General features: G+C 40.7%; 23 protein-coding genes and 1 pseudogene. 8 read left to right on the forward strand and 16 right to left on the reverse strand.

Features of this window, described 5'->3' with window-relative positions; genetic code table 11:
- Positions 1-295 precede the first annotated feature (295 nt).
- On the forward strand, positions 296-1930 hold the full coding sequence (locus DPV92_RS06275; RefSeq protein WP_111354143.1) for an ABC transporter substrate-binding protein: 1635 nt from the start codon (positions 296-298) through the stop codon (positions 1928-1930).
- A gap of 112 nt (positions 1931-2042) precedes the next feature.
- Here the strand turns inward: DPV92_RS06275 and fecE are convergent, their stop codons facing one another.
- From fecE to DPV92_RS06295, 4 genes are read right to left on the reverse strand one after another with little or no spacing between them, the layout of a single operon-like run.
- Complete coding sequence (gene fecE / locus DPV92_RS06280) at positions 2043-2810, reverse strand: Fe(3+) dicitrate ABC transporter ATP-binding protein FecE (RefSeq protein ID WP_111354144.1); 768 nt, start codon at positions 2808-2810, stop codon at positions 2043-2045.
- Positions 2810-3790 (reverse strand): Fe(3+) dicitrate ABC transporter permease subunit FecD, encoded by a 981-nt coding sequence (gene fecD, locus DPV92_RS06285; RefSeq protein WP_111354145.1) that lies wholly within the window; start codon positions 3788-3790, stop codon positions 2810-2812. The genes fecE and fecD overlap by 1 nt, the downstream gene beginning before the upstream one ends.
- The gene (gene fecC, locus DPV92_RS06290; protein ID WP_111354146.1) at positions 3790-4779 is read right to left on the reverse strand and encodes an iron-dicitrate ABC transporter permease FecC; all 990 of its coding nucleotides are present in this window, start codon (positions 4777-4779) and stop codon (positions 3790-3792) included. The genes fecD and fecC overlap by 1 nt, the downstream gene beginning before the upstream one ends.
- Positions 4779-5672, reverse strand: coding sequence for a Fe(3+) dicitrate ABC transporter substrate-binding protein (locus DPV92_RS06295; RefSeq protein WP_111354147.1), 894 nt, complete (start codon positions 5670-5672; stop codon positions 4779-4781). The genes fecC and DPV92_RS06295 overlap by 1 nt, the downstream gene beginning before the upstream one ends.
- A gap of 106 nt (positions 5673-5778) precedes the next feature.
- Here DPV92_RS06295 and DPV92_RS06300 point away from each other — a divergent pair.
- Positions 5779-6174: pseudogene (locus tag DPV92_RS06300) on the forward strand (ABC transporter substrate-binding protein); the annotation flags it as partial.
- An 83-nt stretch (positions 6175-6257) separates the two neighbouring features.
- Here DPV92_RS06300 and DPV92_RS06305 read toward each other — a convergent pair.
- Positions 6258-6800, reverse strand: a complete 543-nt coding sequence (locus tag DPV92_RS06305; RefSeq protein ID WP_111354148.1) for a hypothetical protein — start codon at positions 6798-6800, stop codon at positions 6258-6260.
- 47 nt (positions 6801-6847) lie between these two features.
- Positions 6848-7930: a peptide chain release factor 1 gene (gene prfA, locus DPV92_RS06310; RefSeq protein WP_111354149.1), complete on the reverse strand. Its 1083-nt coding sequence runs from the start codon at positions 7928-7930 to the stop codon at positions 6848-6850.
- Between the two features lie 166 nt (positions 7931-8096).
- Here prfA and dnaA point away from each other — a divergent pair, with 166 nt between their 5' ends.
- The 4 genes from dnaA (at position 8097) to DPV92_RS06330 (ending at position 12206) form a co-directional block, all read left to right on the forward strand.
- Positions 8097-9428, forward strand: coding sequence for a chromosomal replication initiator protein DnaA (gene dnaA, locus DPV92_RS06315; RefSeq protein WP_111354150.1), 1332 nt, complete (start codon positions 8097-8099; stop codon positions 9426-9428).
- A 21-nt stretch (positions 9429-9449) separates the two neighbouring features.
- Positions 9450-10553: a DNA polymerase III subunit beta gene (gene dnaN / locus DPV92_RS06320; protein ID WP_111354151.1), complete on the forward strand. Its 1104-nt coding sequence runs from the start codon at positions 9450-9452 to the stop codon at positions 10551-10553.
- 136 nt (positions 10554-10689) lie between these two features.
- The gene (gene recF / locus DPV92_RS06325) at positions 10690-11772 is read left to right on the forward strand and encodes a DNA replication/repair protein RecF (RefSeq protein ID WP_111354152.1); all 1083 of its coding nucleotides are present in this window, start codon (positions 10690-10692) and stop codon (positions 11770-11772) included.
- Positions 11769-12206, forward strand: coding sequence for a methyltransferase family protein (locus DPV92_RS06330; protein ID WP_111354153.1), 438 nt, complete (start codon positions 11769-11771; stop codon positions 12204-12206). Before recF ends, DPV92_RS06330 begins: the two co-directional genes overlap by 4 nt.
- 67 nt (positions 12207-12273) lie before the next feature.
- Here the strand turns inward: DPV92_RS06330 and DPV92_RS06335 are convergent, their stop codons facing one another.
- From DPV92_RS06335 to DPV92_RS06365, 7 genes are all read right to left on the reverse strand, one after another.
- Positions 12274-13827, reverse strand: a complete 1554-nt coding sequence (locus DPV92_RS06335) for a diflavin oxidoreductase (protein WP_111354154.1) — start codon at positions 13825-13827, stop codon at positions 12274-12276.
- 67 nt (positions 13828-13894) lie between these two features.
- Entirely contained in the window at positions 13895-14326 is a 432-nt protein-coding gene (locus DPV92_RS06340) for a PAS domain-containing protein (protein WP_005709513.1), read from the reverse strand.
- A gap of 223 nt (positions 14327-14549) precedes the next feature.
- Positions 14550-15020 carry a redoxin family protein gene (locus DPV92_RS06345; RefSeq protein ID WP_111354155.1) on the reverse strand — a complete coding sequence of 157 codons (471 nt, stop codon included), beginning with the start codon at positions 15018-15020 and terminating at the stop codon, positions 14550-14552.
- Between the two features lie 41 nt (positions 15021-15061).
- Entirely contained in the window at positions 15062-15703 is a 642-nt protein-coding gene (locus DPV92_RS06350) for a cytochrome c biogenesis protein CcdA (RefSeq protein WP_005628783.1), read from the reverse strand.
- An 11-nt stretch (positions 15704-15714) separates the two neighbouring features.
- Positions 15715-16776, reverse strand: a complete 1062-nt coding sequence (gene msrAB, locus DPV92_RS06355; protein WP_111354156.1) for a bifunctional peptide-methionine (S)-S-oxide reductase MsrA/peptide-methionine (R)-S-oxide reductase MsrB — start codon at positions 16774-16776, stop codon at positions 15715-15717.
- A 193-nt stretch (positions 16777-16969) separates the two neighbouring features.
- Complete coding sequence (locus tag DPV92_RS06360) at positions 16970-17419, reverse strand: DUF2846 domain-containing protein (RefSeq protein ID WP_111354157.1); 450 nt, start codon at positions 17417-17419, stop codon at positions 16970-16972.
- A 10-nt stretch (positions 17420-17429) separates the two neighbouring features.
- On the reverse strand, positions 17430-17972 hold the full coding sequence (locus DPV92_RS06365) for an opacity family porin (RefSeq protein WP_111354158.1): 543 nt from the start codon (positions 17970-17972) through the stop codon (positions 17430-17432).
- A gap of 155 nt (positions 17973-18127) precedes the next feature.
- On the opposite strand from DPV92_RS06365, the gene DPV92_RS06370 reads away from it, so the two are divergent.
- Complete coding sequence (locus DPV92_RS06370; RefSeq protein ID WP_111354159.1) at positions 18128-18517, forward strand: helix-turn-helix domain-containing protein; 390 nt, start codon at positions 18128-18130, stop codon at positions 18515-18517.
- 82 nt (positions 18518-18599) lie between these two features.
- Here the strand turns inward: DPV92_RS06370 and DPV92_RS06375 are convergent, their stop codons facing one another.
- Both DPV92_RS06375 and DPV92_RS06380 read right to left on the reverse strand, forming a co-directional pair.
- On the reverse strand, positions 18600-18782 hold the full coding sequence (locus tag DPV92_RS06375) for an anti-sigma factor family protein (protein ID WP_111354160.1): 183 nt from the start codon (positions 18780-18782) through the stop codon (positions 18600-18602).
- 9 nt (positions 18783-18791) lie between these two features.
- Complete coding sequence (locus DPV92_RS06380) at positions 18792-19337, reverse strand: sigma-70 family RNA polymerase sigma factor (protein ID WP_111354161.1); 546 nt, start codon at positions 19335-19337, stop codon at positions 18792-18794.
- Between the two features lie 113 nt (positions 19338-19450).
- Between DPV92_RS06380 and DPV92_RS06385 the strand changes: the two genes are divergently transcribed.
- Positions 19451-19726 carry a hypothetical protein gene (locus DPV92_RS06385; RefSeq protein ID WP_111354162.1) on the forward strand — a complete coding sequence of 92 codons (276 nt, stop codon included), beginning with the start codon at positions 19451-19453 and terminating at the stop codon, positions 19724-19726.
- A 69-nt stretch (positions 19727-19795) separates the two neighbouring features.
- Here the strand turns inward: DPV92_RS06385 and DPV92_RS06390 are convergent, their stop codons facing one another.
- Positions 19796-20314 carry a porin family protein gene (locus DPV92_RS06390; RefSeq protein ID WP_111354163.1) on the reverse strand — a complete coding sequence of 173 codons (519 nt, stop codon included), beginning with the start codon at positions 20312-20314 and terminating at the stop codon, positions 19796-19798.
- Between the last annotated feature and the right edge of the window lie 78 nt (positions 20315-20392).

The raw sequence follows: 20392 nt of genomic DNA on the forward strand, positions 1-20392 counted from the left end.
TGCGAAGTTTAATCAACGCTTGGTAAGATTCCCATCACGATGCCGAGATTTGCCATAAGAAAAACCTTCTGCTTAGTATAAAAAATAGGCTGTGGCGAATTATACGCTTTTATGGCTTGAAGTAGATCGGAGCGTTCCCAATTAAGGGGAGTTATTTAGAAAATGTGAAGTTGATCACAAAATATCTTTGTTTTTCATATCATTTCGTTATAAAGACAATCAAATCATTCTTTACACACCTTAAGATTACAGATACTCTCTCCTCAATTTTTCACTCATTAAATTTGAGGTCTTTATGAAATTTACCAAATTAACCGCCATCTCTACCGCTTTAGTTGCTGCCTTTGCACTTGCGGCTTGTGATGATAAAAACGAAAATAAAACCACCATGAAGCCTGCTGCAGAAAAAACATTTGTGAACTGCGTGAGCCGTTCGCCACAATATTTCAGCCCAGCATTAGCGATGGATGGCATCTCTTACAATGCCAGCTCACAACAGGTTTACAACCGCTTAGTTGAGTTTAAACGCGGTTCAACCGAAATTGAGCCTGCTTTAGCAGAAAATTGGGAAATTTCAGATGATGGCTTAACTTATACTTTCCATTTACGTAAAGGCGTGAAATTCCACTCAAACAAAGAATTTACCCCTAGTCGTGAGTTGAATGCGGACGATGTAGTGTTCTCATTTAACCGCCAGCTTGATCCCAACCACCCATATCACAATGTATCGAAAGCAACTTATCCGTACTTCAAAGCGATGAAATTCCCAACGCTGTTAAAAGCAGTTGAAAAAGTAGACGACAACACGGTGAAATTTACACTAAACAAGCCAGATTCAACCTTCCTTTCAAGCTTAGGGATGGATTTTACCTCCATCTATTCAGCTGAATATGCCGATGCTATGTTGAAAGCGGGCAAACCTGAAACCGTAGATACCACGCCAATCGGCACAGGACCATTTGCGTTTACAGGTTATGTGTTAGATCAAGCAAGTCGCTATATCGCATTTAAAGATTATTGGAATGGCAAGGCAGATTTCGACCGCTTGATCTTTGAAATCGTGCCAGATGCGACCACGCGTTATGCGAAATTGCAAGCAGGACAGTGCGATTTTATCGATTTCCCGAATGCAACCGACATCGAAAAAATGAAAACCGATCCGAAAGTGAACTTGCTTTCAAACCCAGGTTTAAATATCGCTTATGTTGCTTTCAACACGGAAAAAGCCCCATTTGATAATGTAAAAGTGCGTCAAGCCTTGAACCTTGCAGTCGATAAAAAAGCGATTATTGATGTGGTTTATCAAGGTGCGGGCGTGGCTGCGAAAAGTCCATTACCGCCAACAATTTGGGGCTATAATGCAAGTTTACCTGAGTCTGAGCAAAATATCGAAAAAGCGAAACAGCTTTTAGCCGAAGCGGGTTATCCAAACGGTTTTGAAACCGAGCTTTGGGTACAGCCTGTAGTGCGTGCATCTAACCCAAATCCACGCCGTATGTCAGAAATTATTCAAGCAGACTGGGAAAAAATTGGCGTAAAAGCGAAATTAGTGACCTACGAATGGGGGGACTACATTAAACGTACTAAAGCAGGCGAATTAACGGCAGGGACTTACGGCTGGTCTGGCGATAATGGCGATCCTGATAACTTCTTATCGCCTTTATTTGGTTCATCAAACATAGGCAACAGCAACTACGCACGTTTTAATAGCCCAGAGTTAGATGCTTTATTAGATAAAGCGATAGGTTTATCGGACAAAGGCGAGCGTACCAAACTTTACGAACAAGCTCAGGTGCTTTTAAACGAGCAAGCACCGTGGATTAACGTGGCTCACTCGATTAACTTTGCCCCAACCAGCAAACGCGTGCAAGGTTACAAACAAAGCCCATTTGGTTACACTTACTTATATGGAACCAAATTGGTGGATTAATTTGAAGATTGGGCATATTCATCAAAGTGAATATGCCTTCATTTCGTCTATGACATCAGCTAATAAAATCACATTTTAATTCGAATTGATAAATTAAATATCATATCTATTATTACTTCAACATAAACATCGGCGTACTACTCACCGGATCGCGGTGAATTTCTACGTCTAAGTCAAACACCTGTTTGAGGAGTTCTACGCTCATCACTTCATCAGGGGAACCTTGTGCCATCAGGTTACCGTCCTTGAAAATTATGAGGTGATCGCAATAGCGGCAGGCTTGGTTGAGATCGTGCAACACGGTGATCACGGTTTTGCCGTTTTGTTGCATTTGACGCATCATCGCCATCAAATCCGCTTGGCGGTTGAGGTCGAGATAGGTTGTCGGTTCATCCAGCAACACAATTTCCGCATCTTGTGCCAAGGTCATTGCCAAGAACACCCGTTGCTGTTGCCCTCCTGAAAGGTCGGAAACCAATTTGTCGGCAAGCTCAGTGGTGCGGGTTTGTTGCATCGCCCAATTTACTAAATCTTCATCTTTTTGGCTGAGTTTGCCCCACAAATTAAGATAAGGCGAACGCCCGTAAGCCACCAATTCGCGTACGCTAATGCCTTCAGGCACCAAATGCTGCTGCGGTAGAAAAGCAAGCGATTTTGCATATTCTTTCGGAGTTTTTTGCCAAATATCATAGCCTTGATAAGTAATGATGCCTTGTTTTGGTTTGAGCAAACGTGCTACCGCTTTTAGTGTGGTTGATTTACCGCAGCCGTTTGGACCGAGAAGCCCAATCACTTTATTTTTCGGGAAGCTGAGCGACAAATTATGCACAATCGGGCAGTCTCCATAGGCAAGTTGTAAATTTTTAATCTCAATTGTCATTATTTGGTTCTCATCAATAAATAGAAGAAATACGGTGCACCGATAATGGCGGTGAGAACGCCCGCAGGTAGTTCGGTAGGTGGCGTGATTACGCGTGCCAAAATATCCGAAACTTGCAATAAAATTGCTCCAATAAAGAGTGCAGCGGGCAATAAATTACGGTGACGACCGCCTACTAAACGGCGTGCCAAGTGCGGGGCGACTAAGCCTAAAAAGGCAATCGAACCGCAAATTGCCACGGCAGTGGTGGAAAGGGCAACGGCGAGAACCAGCACGATAATTTGCACTTTATTCACGCCCACGCCCAAGGTGGAGGCTTTATTTTCGCCTAAGCCGAGGGTGTCTAAATCACGACATAAGAAAAACGCCATCGGCAATAGCACCAGCAACCACGGCAACACTACATTAGCATACGCCCAGCTTCTGCCCCACAGGCTGCCGGTGAGCCATAACATCGCAGTGTTGATTTCCACAGGATTGGTGAGCATTAAATAATGGCTGATTGCCGCCCACAGGGCAGAGATCGCCACGCCGATAATTGCCATTTTAATCGGGCGAAATCGAAAACCGCAGACAACCCATAACAACACAAAAGACAAGGCTCCGCCTACAAAGGCGAATACGGGAACCCAATAAAAGGCAAGGTTTGGCAAGAAAATCAGAGCCGACACGGCAACCAAGCCTGCTGCGTTGTTAATTCCCAAAATATCAGGTGAAGCCAGCGGGTTACGTACCACACTTTGCACTAATACGCCTGACATTGCCAGGGCGCCGCCAATCACAATCGCGAGCAAGGCACGTGGCAGACGGTATTCCATCAGGGTGAAATAGTTTTTATCGTTCGGGTGGAAGGCGGCTTGAATTTCCGCAAAAGAGAGCGTATAAGCCCCTGCTTGAAGGCTGAACACAAACAGACCCGCCACCATCAACAACGCGATGCCATAAAACAGGAGAATTTTTCCATTCGATAAGCGGTGCATTATTTTCTCCCTCTTGCAAATAATACAAACACAGGTGCACCCACTAGGGCAAGCACTGCCCCCGCAGGGACTTCACTCGGAAAATTGACCGCTCTTGCAATCAGATCCGCAGCGAGCATCAAAATCGCCCCAAGTAACATCGCCATCGGCAAGGCTTTGCGTAAGTCGTAACCCACCCAATAACGTGCCAAATGTGGCACGAGCAAGCCGATAAAGGCAATCGGACCCGCTACACTCACGGCTGCACCGACAATCAGCAACGCCATAATGTTGGCATACCAACGCAGGCGGAGTAGATTCACTCCTAAAGAGCGGGCGGATTCATCGCTTAAACTTAACAGATTGAGCTGCCCAGCAAACACAAGGCTGAAAAGTGCGGTCAAAATCAAGAATGGATAGAGAATTTGCCATTCCCCCCAACGAGCGTGGGAAATGCCCCCGGCCAGCCAGCTCATAATGCCGAAGGCGTGATCTTCCGCCACAATTAGCGTGAGTTTGGTCAATGCGGCACATAATAGCGAAACTGCAATCCCTGCTAAAATCATGCGGCTGCGGTCGCCTTGGTTGTCTCGCCAACCGTTACTGATTAACATCACTGTCAGCCAGCTTAAGCCACCGCCAAGTGCCGCAACAAAGGCAATGCTATAACCTTTCGCCAAGGCAGGGCTGATGGTTGTGACCAACACCATCGCCAACGCTGCCCCTGAGTTCACACTCAGTAAAGAAGGCGAAGCCAATGGATTGCGAGTGATGGTTTGCAACAACGCACCCGCCACAGCAAGGGTTGCCCCCAACGCTATTCCAACCAAGGCTCGCGGGAAGCGTAAATCTACCACCGTGATTTTCGCCAGCTCATCGCCATCAGGCAGGAAGGCCTGTAGGGCTGCAAGCGGTTGAATTTCGATAGGATAATACAAAAACAGGCTTCCCCACAGTAGGGAAGCCAATAATAGAAGGGGCAACGCCCAACGGAAAGTTGTGCACCACATTATTTTTGATTCACAAATTGTTCAACTTGTTGTGCCATAATTTTACTTGCTTCAATACCGCGACCGCGTGCCCAAACGTATTGATCCACAGGGTAAACGTGGTTCGCTTTCACCGCAGGAATGGCTTTCCAAAGCGACTCTGCTTCCCATTTGCGGGCGATACTTTCATCACGATAGTGAGAAATAAACAACCATTTCGGCTGTAAAGTTACGAGTTGCTCAAGGTTGATTTCCACCAAGGCTTTATCATTGTTTGGCAATGCCGCAGGTTTAAAACCAAGCTCTGCCAAGAAAGTTGGCACATAAGCAGTATTATTTTGGAAGGTGAATTTATCTTCGCGAGACGTGCCGTAAATCACGCTATCGCTGTTTACTTTAATGTTGGCTTTTACTTTTGCGATAAAAGCGTTATGTTCCGCAATTTTTGCTTTCATTTCTGCACTTTTGCCAACCACATCACCGATTTTCTGAGCGGTTTGTAGGTTGTCTTGATAGCTCTCGTGGCGAGAATCAAACATCATCGTTGGTGCGATTTTTTTCAATTCTTCATACACGGCGGTGTGGCGAGAAGGATCCGCAATAATTAAATCAGGTTTAAGAGATGCAATCACTTCAAGGCTCGGCTGTGAACGGCTACCGACTGATTGCCACGGCTGAATTTTTTCACGCACTTCTTTTAAAATGCGGTTCATATCATTGTCATCCGCTACACCTACAGGGCTTACGCCTACTTGTGCTAAGGCATCCACAAACGAATACTCCAATGCAACCACACGCGTTGGGGTTTTATTAATTGTAAATTCCCCTTTCTCATCCATTACCGTGACCGCCTGTGCAACAGATGCACCGAATAAACAAAGGGAAGCTAAAATGGCTTTAGTGGTTTTTTTCATACATACTCCTGTTTAACGAAAACGTTTGTATTATACGGAAATTTTAGAAAATGAGAATAGTTCTTTTTTGTTAATTGTATCTGGGCAGAAGTAAATGAAAAAGTATATGAAAGCGAAATTAGTGACCTACGAATGAGGGGACTACATTAAACGTACTAAAGCAGGTGAATTAACGGCAGGGACTTACGGCTGGTCTGGCGATAATGGCGATCCTGATAACTTCTTATCGCCGTTATTTGGTTCATCAAACATAGGCAACAGCAACTACGCACGTTTTAATAGCCCAGAGTTAGATGCTTTATTAGATAAAGCGATTGGTTTATCGGACAAAGGCGAGCGTACCAAACTTTACGAACAAGCACAGGTACTTTTAAATGAGCAAGCGCCGTGGATTAACGTGGCTCACTCGATTAACTTTGCCCCAACTAGCAAACGTGTGCAAGGTTACAAACAAAGTCCATTTGGTTACACGTACTTATATGGAACGAAGTTGGTGGATTAATTAGCTTTAATAAAAAACGGCATATTATAAAATTTGCTCTGCATCCCAAAATTTAATATGCCGTTGTTATATATTCATTTCTATTAAAGTATCTTTTTACAAATTCCAGTTCTTGTCATTTCAGGTAATTTTTGCGTAATTACAAAACTTTGATCAGTAAAATCACTCACCACAAGTGAAACAGATTTTGCATTTGATTTGTTCATTTGAGCAGAAAGCCCATCAAAAGTTGCATTCTCTTCTGCATTCAGATTCTTATCTGTTTTAATTTTCTTCAACATATCAAAAGTATGCGCTCGTGTGAAATTACTTTTGCTGAATTGATAAGTCAGAATATCATTTGCAAAAGCCCAAGTGCCAATACGTTCTAATTGATATTGAAATAGAGGATCCTCTTTTGGAATAGTGAATGTTCCGACATAGTCCGCATAACCATCTTTCGCTAGTTTTACCGTATTTGACGAACCAATATTGCCACCATTCATTTCACACGCCCATTTCCCGACAAAATAGTGGCGTGAAACAGAAGAGTTTTCTGATGGCGCCGATTTACCTCCTGCGGTAAAAATATTGTTAGTGCAAGCGGTTAAAAAAAGTGAAAAAATTACCGATAAACGTTTTAGCATTTTGATTTCCTTAAAATTTTATGCCCTCTAAATGAGGGCAAATTTCATTATGCATTTTCAGATAACGCAGCTAATTGGTCAGCTTGATATTCGGTAATGATTGGTTGAATCAACTCATCAATTTTGCCGTTCATCACTTCATCTAAGCGGTAAACAGTAAGGTTGATCCGGTGATCCGTTACACGACCTTGCGGGTAGTTATAAGTACGGATTTTATCTGAACGGTCGCCCGAACCAAGTAAGTTACGTCGGGTGTCCGCTTGCTCTGCCGCTTGGCGTTCTTGTTCTACTTGTACAATGCGTGAAGCCAATACCGCCAATGCTTTTGCTTTATTTTTGTGTTGTGAGCGTTCATCTTGACATTCCACTACAATCCCTGTTGGAAGGTGGGTAATACGCACTGCAGAATCGGTGGTATTAACGTGCTGACCACCCGCACCTGATGAGCGGTAAGTATCAATACGCAAATCTGCAGGATTGATTTCTGGCATTTCCGATTCTGGTAATTCTGGCATCACCGCCACAGTACAAGCTGAGGTATGAATACGTCCTTGCGATTCGGTTTTTGGTACGCGTTGTACGCGGTGACCACCTGATTCAAATTTAAGCTGACCATACACGCCTTCGCCTGAAATTTTCACGATGATCTCTTTGTATCCGCCCTGCTCGCTTTCATTAGCAGAAAGCTCTTCGATACGCCAGCGTTTGCTTTCACAATAACGGCTATACATACGATATAAATCACCTGCGAAAATACCCGCCTCATCACCGCCCGTTCCTGCACGGATTTCTAAGAAGGCGTTGTATTCATCGTTCGGATCTTTTGGCAGTAAGAGAATTTGCAAGTGTTGCTCAAGCTGCTCGATCTCTGTTTTATTTTCGGCGATCTCTTCTTCGGCAATTTCTTTCATATCAGGATCGTCTAAGAGGATTTGTGCATCTTCAATATCGTTGTTGAGCTTTTTCCAGCGATTGAAGGTGCTAACCACCTCTTCTAATTGAGAATATTCTTTAGAATAAGCACGGAATTTGTCTTGATCTGAAATCACAGAAGCATCGCCTAACAATGCCTGCAACTCTTCGTGGCGTTCACTTAAACTTTCTAACTTGCTAATGATCGATTCTTTCATTGTTCTCTTTTAATGTAATGGATGTAAATGAAGCGAATTATAGCGGAAATTTCCGCAAATTGCTTGAAGAAAAACAAGCGGTGATTTTTTCTGAAAAATTTGCAAGATTTCCACAAGATTTTAAGGTATTATAGATAACCTTTTTCACAAGTTTTTGGAGTAAATCGTGTCTTCTCTTTGGGCGGATTGCCTTAATCATTTACAATCAAAAGTATCGCCTACGGACTATAGCACTTGGCTACGCCCGTTACAGGCGAGTTTTAGCGATGGAGAATTAACACTTTATGCTCAAAATCAGTTTGTTGAGAAATGGGTAAAAGACAACTTCTTGAGCGAGATCATTGATCTTACCCGTTTTTTGTCCAAAAATGAGGCCTTGATCGTCACCACTCGAGTGGGGATCCGCCCGAATGAAAAACGTGCGGAAGCAACGCAAAATGCTCAGCAAGATCCGACAACTAGCACCTTTAAAACGGGAATTAACCCTGGTCAGCACTTTGATAACTTTGTACAAGGTCGTTCAAACCAGCTCGCTAAAGCGGTAGCACAGCAAGTGGTAAACGAGCTGGGGCAAAGCCACTGCAACCCGCTTTCGCTTTATGCCAATACGGGTTTAGGCAAAACCCACTTATTACACGCGATCGGCAATGCATTGCTGAAAAAAATGCCAAATTTACGCATTCTTTATATTCATTCGGAACGTTTTTATCGCGATATTTTGAAAGCGATCAACACCAACAGCCAAGAGGCAGATAAACTCAAAAAATTCTACCGCTCATTGGATGTGTTGATGATTGACGATATCCAGTTTTTAGCAGATAAGCCGAAAGTACAAGAAGAGTTTTTGCACTTATTAAATGCTCTGTTCGATCAAGGTAAACAAGTGATCTTAACCTCAAATGTTTATCCGAAAAATATTGAAGGCATTGATCCGCTGATCAAGTCGCGTTTAAGCTGTGGCATTAGCTCCACGATCGAACCGCCAGAATTAGAAACACGCGTGGCAATTTTGCGTAAAAAAGCGGAAGAACGAGGCGTAGAATTATTAGAAGATGTGGCGTATTTAATCGGACAAAAATTACGCACACACGTGCGTGAGCTAGAAGGAGCACTAAACTCGGTTATTGCGTGGCAAACCGTTACTCATCGCCCAATTACCATTGATATGGCTCGCGAAGTATTACGCGATCGTTTTGCGGCTTATGAGCAGCTGATTACGATCGAAAATATTCAACGTATTGTTGCAGATCATTACAACATTAAATTGGCGGATATTAAATCGAAAAGTCGCACACGAACCATTGCACGTCCACGCCAAATCGCGATGGCATTGGCAAAAGAGCTGACCAATCATAGCTTGCCTGAAATTGGACGAGAGTTCGGCGGACGCGATCACACTACCGTGATGCACGCTTGCAAAACCATTGCAGAATTACGTGATTCTGATACCAGCATCCAAGAAGATTACACACTTTTAACACGCAAATTATCATCATAAAAACGACGATTAGGAACGGTTATGTTATTTTCGATTACCAGAGAACATTTACTTAAACCCTTGCAACAAGTGTGCGGTGTACTTGCAAGCCGTCCAACGTTGCCTATTATTAACAACATTTTACTTAAAGTAGAAGGCGATCGTCTTTCTCTTACGGGAACCGACTTAGAGGTGGAATTAAGCACCGAAGCTCAACTGGCTCAAGCGGTCGATTTTTCAGGAAAATTTACTATTCCAGCAAAAAAATTCTTAGATATTTCAAAGAGTTTACCTGAAGATAGTCTCATTTCGGTACAGTTCGAAGAAGATAAAGCTATAGTTAAAGCAGGTCGCAGTAAATTTAGCTTAGCGACTTTACCCGCAAACGACTACCCAAACTTAATGGATTGGACGCCAGAAGTGGATTTCAGCATTGAACAAGCGACTTTTGCCCGCTTAATTGATGCAACCCAATTCTCAATGGCGAACCAAGATGCTCGTTACTTCTTAAATGGGATGAAATTCGAAACCGAAGGCAATTTATTGCGTACAGTTGCAACCGATGGTCATCGTCTTGCAGTCTGCACAATGCCACTCACGCAAGAACTGGTTTCGCACTCTGTGATCGTTCCTCGTAAAGCGGTGTTAGAACTCTCCCGCTTGTTAAGCGTAAGTAACGAAATCGTGCGTTTAGAGATTGGCTCAAGCAATATCCGCATGACAATGAATGGCATAGTCTTTACCTCAAAATTGATTGATGGACGCTTCCCAGACTATCGCCGTGTATTGCCGCGCAATGCTGATCGTATTTTAGAAGCTGATACCGAAGTGCTTCGCCGAGCGTTAATGCGTGCCGCGATTTTATCAAACGAAAAATTCCGTGGTGTGCGTTTATCGCTCGATAATGATGTACTCAAAATCAATGCAAACAACCCAGAGCAAGAAGAAGCGGAAGAGATCATTGATGTGAACTATCGAAGCCCTGCAATGGAAGTTGGTTTCAACGTAAGCTATGTGTTAGATGTATTAAATACACTCAAATGCGAACGCGTGCGTTTTAGCCTAGTGGATGCAAGCTCAAGTTGTTTAATCGAAGATTGCGATAACAATACGGCAGAATATGTAATTATGCCGATGAGGTTATAGTTGTTTATCCTAGCAACAACATTGCTCTTTGCGTAGTGGCGGGATTTATCCCCGCCCAATATTCTTTAATTGGGAGGGAATAACCCCTTTCCTACGAAAGTGATGTTAATCATCCTTTTAATCATCAGAACTTTCTATGCCCCTATCTCGCCTTATCATTCAAAATTTCCGCAACATTTCCTCAGCTGAGCTTGATCTCAGCCCGAATTTTAACTTTATCATCGGACACAATGGAAGCGGCAAAACCAGCTTGCTTGAAGCGGTTTTTTACCTCGGACACGGTCGTTCGTTTAAAAGTCATATCAGCAACCGTGTAATCAATTACGAGGCAGAAAATTTTGTTTTGCACGGTAAAATTGATGAGGAAAAACATAGCTGGACGGTCGGATTGCAAAAACAGCGTTCGGGCAATACTACACTTAAAATCAACAGTGAAGATGGCAATAAAATTGCCGATCTTGCTCATCTGCTACCTATGCAAGTCATTACCCCCGAAGGTTTAACCTTGCTCAATGGTGGACCGATCTACCGCCGTGCTTTTTTGGATTGGGGCTTATTCCACCAACAGAGTGATTTTTATCCACAATGGGTAAATCTCAAACGCCTACTTAAACAGCGCAATGCCGCATTACATCAAGTTCGAAGTTACAATGAGTTGAAACATTGGGATATTGAATTGGTAAAAACCACCCAAAATGTGACCGCTATGCGAGCCGAATATGCTGCCGCCATCACGCCTGAAATTGCTCGCCATTGTGCCTTTTTCTTGCCTGAATTAGAGATTTCGGTCAGCTTTTATCAAGGTTGGGAAAAAGGGACAGATTATGCGGAGATCTTACAACAAGGCTTCGAGCGAGACTGCTCATTAGGCTACACAATGTTAGGAGCACAAAAAGCGGATTTCCGTTTCCGAGCCAACGGCTTGCCTGTGGAAGATGTGCTTTCTCGTGGGCAGTTAAAGCTCTTAATGTGCGCCTTACGATTAGCCCAAGGCGAATATTTAACCGCCCAAAAAGAGAAACCTTGTATTTTCTTGATTGACGATTTTGCTTCAGAGCTTGATCCCGTCAAACGTGAATTGCTCTCACAACGCCTGCGCGAAAGCCAGTCGCAAGTATTCGTTACCGCCATTACCCAAGAGCAATTAAGCCAGATGCAGTGGCAGAAAAATTCGCAAGACCAACTATTTGAAATTCAACAAGGAGAGATTTGTAAATGAAAACCAAAATTCCACCGCCTGTTATCTGCCTAATTTGCATGACGATAATGTATTGCTTGCCGAGCATCCTTGCCTTTCCAAAGGCAACGTGGTTGGTTGTGATGTTGGTTGGATTAAGTGGCATCATTGGCATAGCAAGCGTTATCTTATTCCGCCTTGCTAAAACGACTATCAGCCCACTTCATCCAAATCAAACTAGCCATATTGTTCAAACGGGCATCTATCGCTTTAGCCGTAATCCGATGTATCTCAGCATCGCCATTTTTCTTGTCGCATTTGCAATTTATCTTGAAAATGCCACCGCTTTATTGGTAATTCCGTTATTTATCTGGAGCATCAATTATTTACAAATTCATCCAGAAGAACAGATGTTAGAACAAAAATTTGGCGAGGAATATTTAGCGTATAAAAAAGCGGTAAGACGTTGGGTGTAGTAATCGAATTTTACATAGAAAAATGGCTGAAAATTTCTTCAGCCATTTCTTTGTTCAATTTTTGAAATTAATACACATCTCTCATCAATCGTCCTTCAGCAATGAGCGTGGCAATGATGTTATTGAAGTCGTCCACGAAAGGCTGCCCACCAATTTTATCTGCGATCTCCAATAGTACTTCATCTACTGCTTTACTCATTGATTTGCTGCCGCAGATGTAGAAATATGCCCCTTGCTGAATCAATTTCCAAAGCAATTCGCCTTGCTCACACATTGCATCTTGCACATAAAATTTGACTGCTTGATCGCGTGAAAAGGCAGTGAAAAGTGTGGTGAGTACGCCTTGTGTTTGATAGGCGTTGAGCTGTTCTTCATAAAGAAAATCTTTGGCTTGATGGCGTTCACCAAAGAAGAGGTAGCTCTCTACTTTATTTGGTTGTTGTGCTAAATAATCCAAGAAACCAATATGCGGTGCAATGCCTGCACCCGATCCAATCATCACTACTGGTGCGTTGAGATTTTCAGGTAAGTGGAATGTTGCGTTCGATTTGATGAAAATCGGTAATCTTTGCCCTTCTTTGAGGTGTGCAAGCTGATCGCTTGCTGTGCCTTGGTAACTACGTTCATTGAGCTGATAATGAACGTGACGTACGCAGAGATCGACATATTCAGGGTGCGTTTTACCACAAGAGCTGATGGAATAGGCACGAGCGGTTAAATTTGGTAAGCATTCTGCAAGATCTTGTAGAGAAATGCGTTTTTCTACATCAAAATCACGCAAAACATCAAGCAAATCACGTCCATATAAATAGGTTTCCAACGCTTTTTTATTGGAAATTTTGAGCAAGTTTTTCAGCTCAGCATTATCTAAAATTTTATTTAAATCACGCAATACATTTTTGCTTAATAGGCGTAATTCCTTGTTGCGTAAGCCTTCTGCTGATTGCTCAAACCAGTTTTCATAAAGAGCTAATGCCTCATCAGGTTGTCTGACTTGCACATAAACTAAATCGCCTGCTTGGTAGAAAATTCCGCTGTTTTGTAGTGATAGACGTAAGTGGTAAACGGCAGGTTCAGATTGTGCCAAATGTTTGATTTCCAACACTTCTGCTTCATACACGGTTTTTTCGTTATAAACTTTAACGGAAAGATCGTGGGCTAACGTTTCGTTTGCAGGTGTTTGTAGAACTTGTTGCAAGAGTGGCAGCCATTGTTTGAATATAGATTGATAGTTGAGATCCGCATCTACACGAGCAATCAGAGCTTTCGCTTGTTTTTGATTAAGCAAGGCTTCGATTTGTTGGCTGAAACCGCAGAATTTATCATAACTGGTATCGCCCAAACCGAATAGGGCATAACGGCACGGGAAAGCGGTCAAATTTTCCAAAGAATTTGCAAATTCATCGGCATTGGCTGGTGGTTCGCCATCACCGAACGAGCTGGTTAAAATCAGCAATAAATCGTCCGCTTGTAGGCAAGAAAAATCTAGTTCATCCAGGGTGCAAAGGCTAGGTTGGTGGCCTTGTAGCCAATCAAGCTGATGGAGTTGCTTGGCAAGTGCTTCGGTATTGCCCGATTCAGAACCGTAGGCGATATGAATATGAGAAATGGGTTGAGACATAGCAGTTCCTTTCATATATCAAGAAAGAAAAGGCGTGCCAAAGCACGCCCGAAAAGAGAATCGTTGATTATTTATCGTAGTAGTCGTCGAATACTTCTTTTGATAATTCTACAGCATCGAAGTTTTGCATTAAATCGTTGATTACACGACGCACGCTGATGTAGCTGGTGATGTTGCCCGCTTCGTCAAAAATTGGCTGAACGGTGGTATCTACCACATAAACCACACCACCTTTACCTACGTTTGGCACGATACCTGTCCAAATTTTACCTGCTTGGATAGTATCCCACATATCTTTGTACACTTCTTTTGGCACAGAAGGGTGACGCACAAGATTGTGTGGTTGACCGATTAATTCTTCACGAGAATAGCCTGTTAATTTGCAGAAAAGATCGTTTGCGTAAGTGATCACGCCTTGTAAATCAGTAGTTGAAATCACTAAAGTGTCTTGCACTGCTTTAAGAATAACATCATTAGAAGGGACGATTTGTTCAGCCATAGTTAAACTCCGTTGGTCTGATTATCATTGAATGGAATTAAAATCACACCTTCTCTGTGAGAAGGCTACAATAAAATACCTGATTATTCCAGTAAAGTAAATAACCGAGCAAGAAGTTAAACTATTATTTGCTTTTTACCAAATCTCACTCTTCAACTACGCTCGAGCTGCACAAATGTTCTTCCATTGTAAAAGCGGCTTAGAAATAAGCCGCTTATCATCGTTATTTTTCAGCAAACACTCGGATTTGTTCAGCTCCTAAATGCCCTGGTACGGTTTTTTTCAGGTTTAAATCACTATCTAAAAAGAGATTGAACGGATAGCCTCGCACTCTTGCTTTATCAATGATTTCGCCTTTTTCATCTAAAAGCACTGTGATATTTTTATATTCCAATCCTTTGTACCACTCAATAAAATCAGCAGTGCCTTTTTCGCCTTTGTGATCGGGCGAAACAATGGTAATCACTTCAAAATTGCGATCTTTTTCCGCACTTAAATCATCAATTTCAGCTAATCCTGCCAAACAGATCGGACACCAAGATGCCCACATTTTTACATACACAGGTTTGCCTTTATATTGGCTTAAAGTAACTGGCTGATTGTTTAAATCTTTGAGTTGCACATCCGCTAAATTAGTTTGTGCAAAAGCGTTTAAGCTGAATGCCATTAGAAATATTGATAGTAGTTTTTTCATTGTTTTTTCCTTTTATAGATTTATTTTGTTGAGGTTATGTTTTACGAAAAATTATTCGTAATCAATAAAATGCCCATCACGATAATTAAAATTCCGCCACCGATTTTAAATTTGTCTAAGTGTTTATTTAACCCTTTAGCACGTTTTAGTAAGCTGTCAGAGAAGAACGAAAACAGTACAAAAGGCGTTGCCAAGCCTAAAACATAAACAAACATCATCGATGCACCGTAAAGTGCAGAGCCTTCATCGCCTGATAAAGCTAACACGGAAGCCAGAATCGGGCCAATACAAGGTGTCCAACCAAGACTAAACGTTAAACCAAGCACAAATGCCTCAAGGGCGGTCGATTTTCCTGATGTTTTGATTTCCACCAATTTCGTGCGTTCCAACAAGCCAATTTTGAAAATGCCAAGTTGATGAATACCCAAAATAATCACGATAACGCCAGCGATAATGCGGGTGGTGTTACTAAATAAAATATTCCCTAAAAAACCAAAACTAAAGCCTAAACTTACAAACGTAAGGGAAAGCCCTAAAATAAATAAAAAAGTATTTAGGACTTTTTTACCACCTTTACTCAAAATACCAAAATAAATTGGAATAATCGGGAAAATACAAGGCGAAAGAAAAGAAGCAAGTCCCGCTAAAAATACCGTTCCAATAAGGAGTTGTTGATCTAACATCCTACACCTCCTTATTTTTTAATTGATTGAATCAAATATCCGTATCCTGCCTTTTCCATTTCGGCTAACGGAATAAATTTAATTGATGCGCTGTTAATGCAATAACGCAAACCACCTTTATCTTTCGGACCGTCGTCAAAAACGTGACCCAAATGGGCATTGCCCGCACGGCTTAACACCTCGGTACGTTGCATATTAAAACTATTATCCGTTTGATAATGCACTACCTCTTTTGCTATTGGTTTCGTAAAACTCGGCCAGCCACAACCCGATTCAAATTTATCATTTGAAGAAAAAACAGGCTCGCCTGTGGTGACATCAACATAAATACCCGGTTGGAAATTATCCCAATATTCGTTACTGAAAGAGCGTTCAGTATGTTTATTTTGAGTAACGGAATATTGCAATGGTGTTAATTTCACTTTGAGTTCTGCATCACTCGGTTTCGGATAATCTTTCTCATCAATCACAGGTTCATCTGCTTTGGTAATATCAATATGGCAATAACCATTTGGATTTTTCTTCAAATAATCTTGATGATATTCTTCCGCTACAATGTAATTTTTAAGCGGTTGCACCTCAATTTGCACTGGTTTTTTATATTTGGTTTGAAGCTGGGCGAGAGCTTGTTCGATCACCGCTTTATCTGCCCCATCTTGATAATAAATCCCTGTGCGATATTGTCTGCCACGATCGTTTCCTTGTTTATTTACACTCGTTGGATCAATCACTTTAAAATAATATTGCAATAATTTATCGAGCGAAATTTGATTTGCATCGTAAGTGACTTTTACCGTTTCTGCGTGATCGGTTACCCCAATCATCTGATAACTGGTTTTCTCCGTATTACCATTGGCATAGCCAGAAATCGCATCTTTCACACCGTGAATACGCTCCATATATGCTTCCATACCCCAGAAACAGCCACCAGCAAGATAAATTTCTCGAATGTTTTGCGTATTTTCCATTGCCATTTTTTGTTCTCCAGATGATGATATTGAATTTTGTATTGCTAAAGTTGGTGTTGCACAGCAAAGTGCGGTAATGAATAGAAATGTTTTTGATAGTTTCATTGTTTTTCCTTATGATGTGAAAATTAACGTTACATAAGGTTAGACGGCGAAGAATCAGATTTCTTACAGATTTTTTTACTTAAGTTTGAATTGTGGTTGGAATAAGAGGGGAATTTTAAATAGAAAAGACTAAGTCTAAATTAGATATAGACTTAGTCTTGTTTAAATAAAATAATATTGTTAGAGCAGAATTCTAATGGCTTACTGCCATATTTAGTTTAGAAATATCCTTCTTACCTTCTTCTTCAGAAACTTGTTCTAAATTTGCACCGCCTACAAATACACCAAATTTAATATATTGACGAATAAAATAGTTTTTACCACTTTCAGTTTTAATGTTTAAATCATTATTGCTGAATTCGGATTCAGTTGAAATTTTATGATCTCCAGCTTTAACTGTTTTATAAAAAAAGACATCAGGAGCAGACTCACCTATAAATTTATCATCAATATAAAGATCTTTCTTTAAAGCTTTTCCTATAAAAGAATCACGGTAGATATATAATCCTGAATTGCCTTTTTCGGGAGATCTGAATTGTTTGGCGGTATTACTTTCTTCAACAGAAGCCATAGGAACGGTTGCACAAGCTGAAAGTAATAAAGCTAACCCTATAATTGATGCTCTTGCAAATAACTGTTTCATAAAACACCCATTAGAAACTAAAACGTAAACCAGCCTTAACACCCACATCAGAAACATCTGAGGCTAAACGGTTATATTCAATATTAGTATTAAGTGCCACGTTATCAGCTAATTTATATTGAACACCAGCTAATGCACCAATGCCTGTTCTCGTTTCGGTTGCAGAAGCTTCTACGCTATAATATCTTGAACGTGCATTTGCAGTTACATCCGCTTTATTGGTAGATACACGGACACCAACATAAGGTTTGAAATCGGCTAAGTCAAAATCATAAAAACCAGTGAAGCCTAATGATTTAACTTTAAGAGATACATCTGCAACATCAGCATAATTTGCAGTTACTTTCCCGTAGTTTGTATAATCTACGGCTAAACGAAAGTTCTTATCAAAAGCATATCCAACACTAATTCGTTGAGTAAAAGATGAACTGCTTGAACTATTTGCATCAGTAATGTCAATTTTTGAAGCACCTAAATCGCCTTGAACATACCATTGAGCTTGAGCTGATAGCGCTAAAGTAGATAACATAGTTACAATAAGTAATTTTTTCATAGATTAAGACCTCTAAATGTGTGAAAATACATCAGTTGCATAAGTAAATGCGGATAAATTTTATGGAAGTTTAACCATTAAAAACAGCAACAAAAAGGACAAAATAGCACCTAATTTCGGCAAAAATTGCTCAATTTGGAAAGGATTAAATTTAGATGGGAATGCATGATAAAATTCGTATGATGAGAGAGTTTCGTCAATTATCGCAAGAAGATATGGCTGAGAAAATGAATATGTCGCCAAGTGGTTATGCCAAGATTGAACGAGGTGAAACTCGCCTACAATACGATAAATTAGTGCAAATTGCTCAGATATTTAATATGAATTTGTCTGAATTAGTGGATGAGAATAGAGGTATTATATTTTTATTAAATGAAAATGGAAATAATACATCAACTAACTATTATGGAAATAACGACTCTTTAATAATTGAAATTGAAAAATTAAAATTACAACTTATTCATAAAGATGAATTATTAGAGCAGAAAGAAAAAGAATTAGAAATGCTTAGAAAAATGATTTCATTATTAGAAAAAGTAAAATAAAGTATTTTTAACAATAAGCGGTTGAAGTTGTAAAATATTTTGCAAATTCAACCGCTTATTTTTTGCTACCCATCAGTTTATTCTATAGATGGTTTTCAGCATCCCTAAATTGCTTCATCATCTCGCTTAAGGTTTCGCAATTTCTTTGAAAACGGCGGCAATGTGGACAGGTAACTAAATGAACTTTTAACCCAACTTTTTCTTGTATATCTAATGAACGTTCGTGCGATTCGGAAATCATTCGAGTGGCTTGGCGACAACGCATAATTTTCTCCTAAAGTTTTTTTGATAGACAATTTTGCAACTGCAAACGGGCCCGATAAAGTGTGGTATGCAAGTTGGATGTGGTAAGCTGAGCTTCTTGACAAATTTCATCCGATGACAATTCTAAAAACTCTCTCATCATAAAAATTTTGGCATGTTTAGCGGGTAAACAAGTCAGGCAGGTTTCGAAAATCAACCAAAACTCATCAGAATACACCGTTTCCTCTTCGCCCTGTAATTCGCTCGGATAATATTCTATTTTCCAATGCCCTGTATCATCAAAAAATGTATTAGTTGACTGTTCATCTTCAATCTCGCTTTCTAATACAAAGCGACCTTTCTGGCGAAAGTAATCAATAATTTTATTTTTTAGAATAGCAAAAACCCAAGTTTTAAAAGCGGCTTGATGTTTAAAATTCGCGAGATTGTTAAATGCACTTAAAAATGCTTCTTGTACTAAATCCTCAGCAAGATCGGTATGGTGCAGCTGTAATTCGGCAAATTTCAGCATTTGCACACGAATTTGCTCAAGTTCCCTTTCTGAAATAACGGTCATTTTAATTCCTTTAAAATTTTTTTTGTAAGAAATGAAAGAGTTTTTCGTCTAATAACATGAAAGAAACAATTTCTTTCAATACTATTTTTACCACTCAAAAAAGGAAATTTAAAATGAAAAATATTACATTGAAAAGCGCAATCTTAGGTATGACTATGTTATTTGGTGCAACAACCGTTTATGCAGAAGAAATGAAATCTGACGCCATGCCAATGAAATCAGAACCCATGATGGCAGAGCCAATGAAGTCAGAACCAATGATGAAATCTGATGCGATGAAAATGGATCAGATGAAAATGCCATCAGATAAGATGATGAAATCAGAGAAAAAAATGAAGGCGGATAAAAAAATGAAACAAGCGAAAATGATGAAGAAAGAGAAAATGTAGTCGTTTTATTAGAAAATAAGGGGGATGAATGATCAGAATCCCCCGTCTATTTTTAGGTATATCTCAGTATTAGAAACGGTACCCAACATTTGCACTAAAATCGTTACCTTTGAGTTTAGTGCCACTACGTTTCAGGTTATTGCGAGTATATTCTGCACCCACTTCAATATTGCTTGAAACAGCATATTTAGCACCCGCTCCGTAGCCAAAACCACGATAGGTTTCATCTCCGATTTTGCTTGAGCTTGTATCAACTTTTACGTATGGAAGCAAGTCAGAACCTACGCGGTAGCCCTGTTGATAACCGATGGTGTATTTGTTTTTTTGTTTCACATCACCAGTGACTTTTGTGCTGCCAATTTTAGATTTTGCTTGAGCAACACCTACTAGATTGTTGCCGTAGTCCATACCGTAATCAACAACCAGTACAGGACCTGTCGATTGTTTACCAGTAACACCGTTTGCTTTATATTTTGCAGTGGTTAAATCTGAGCTTACGCCTATACCTGTAAAGGTTTCGCCAACAGGTGCTGAGAATGCTGATGCAGAAAATGCACCAGCGATAGCTAATACGAGTAATTTTTTCATTCTTTATCCTCTTTAAGTAGGGTTCACAATGGATTAACAATTAATGTAGCAACTTTGTTGCTCAAGTGTAGGGGCGTG

The sequence above is a fragment of the Pseudohaemophilus paraphrohaemolyticus genome (genome assembly GCF_003253115.1).
GTDB lineage: Bacteria > Pseudomonadota > Gammaproteobacteria > Enterobacterales > Pasteurellaceae > Haemophilus_A > Haemophilus_A paraphrohaemolyticus_A.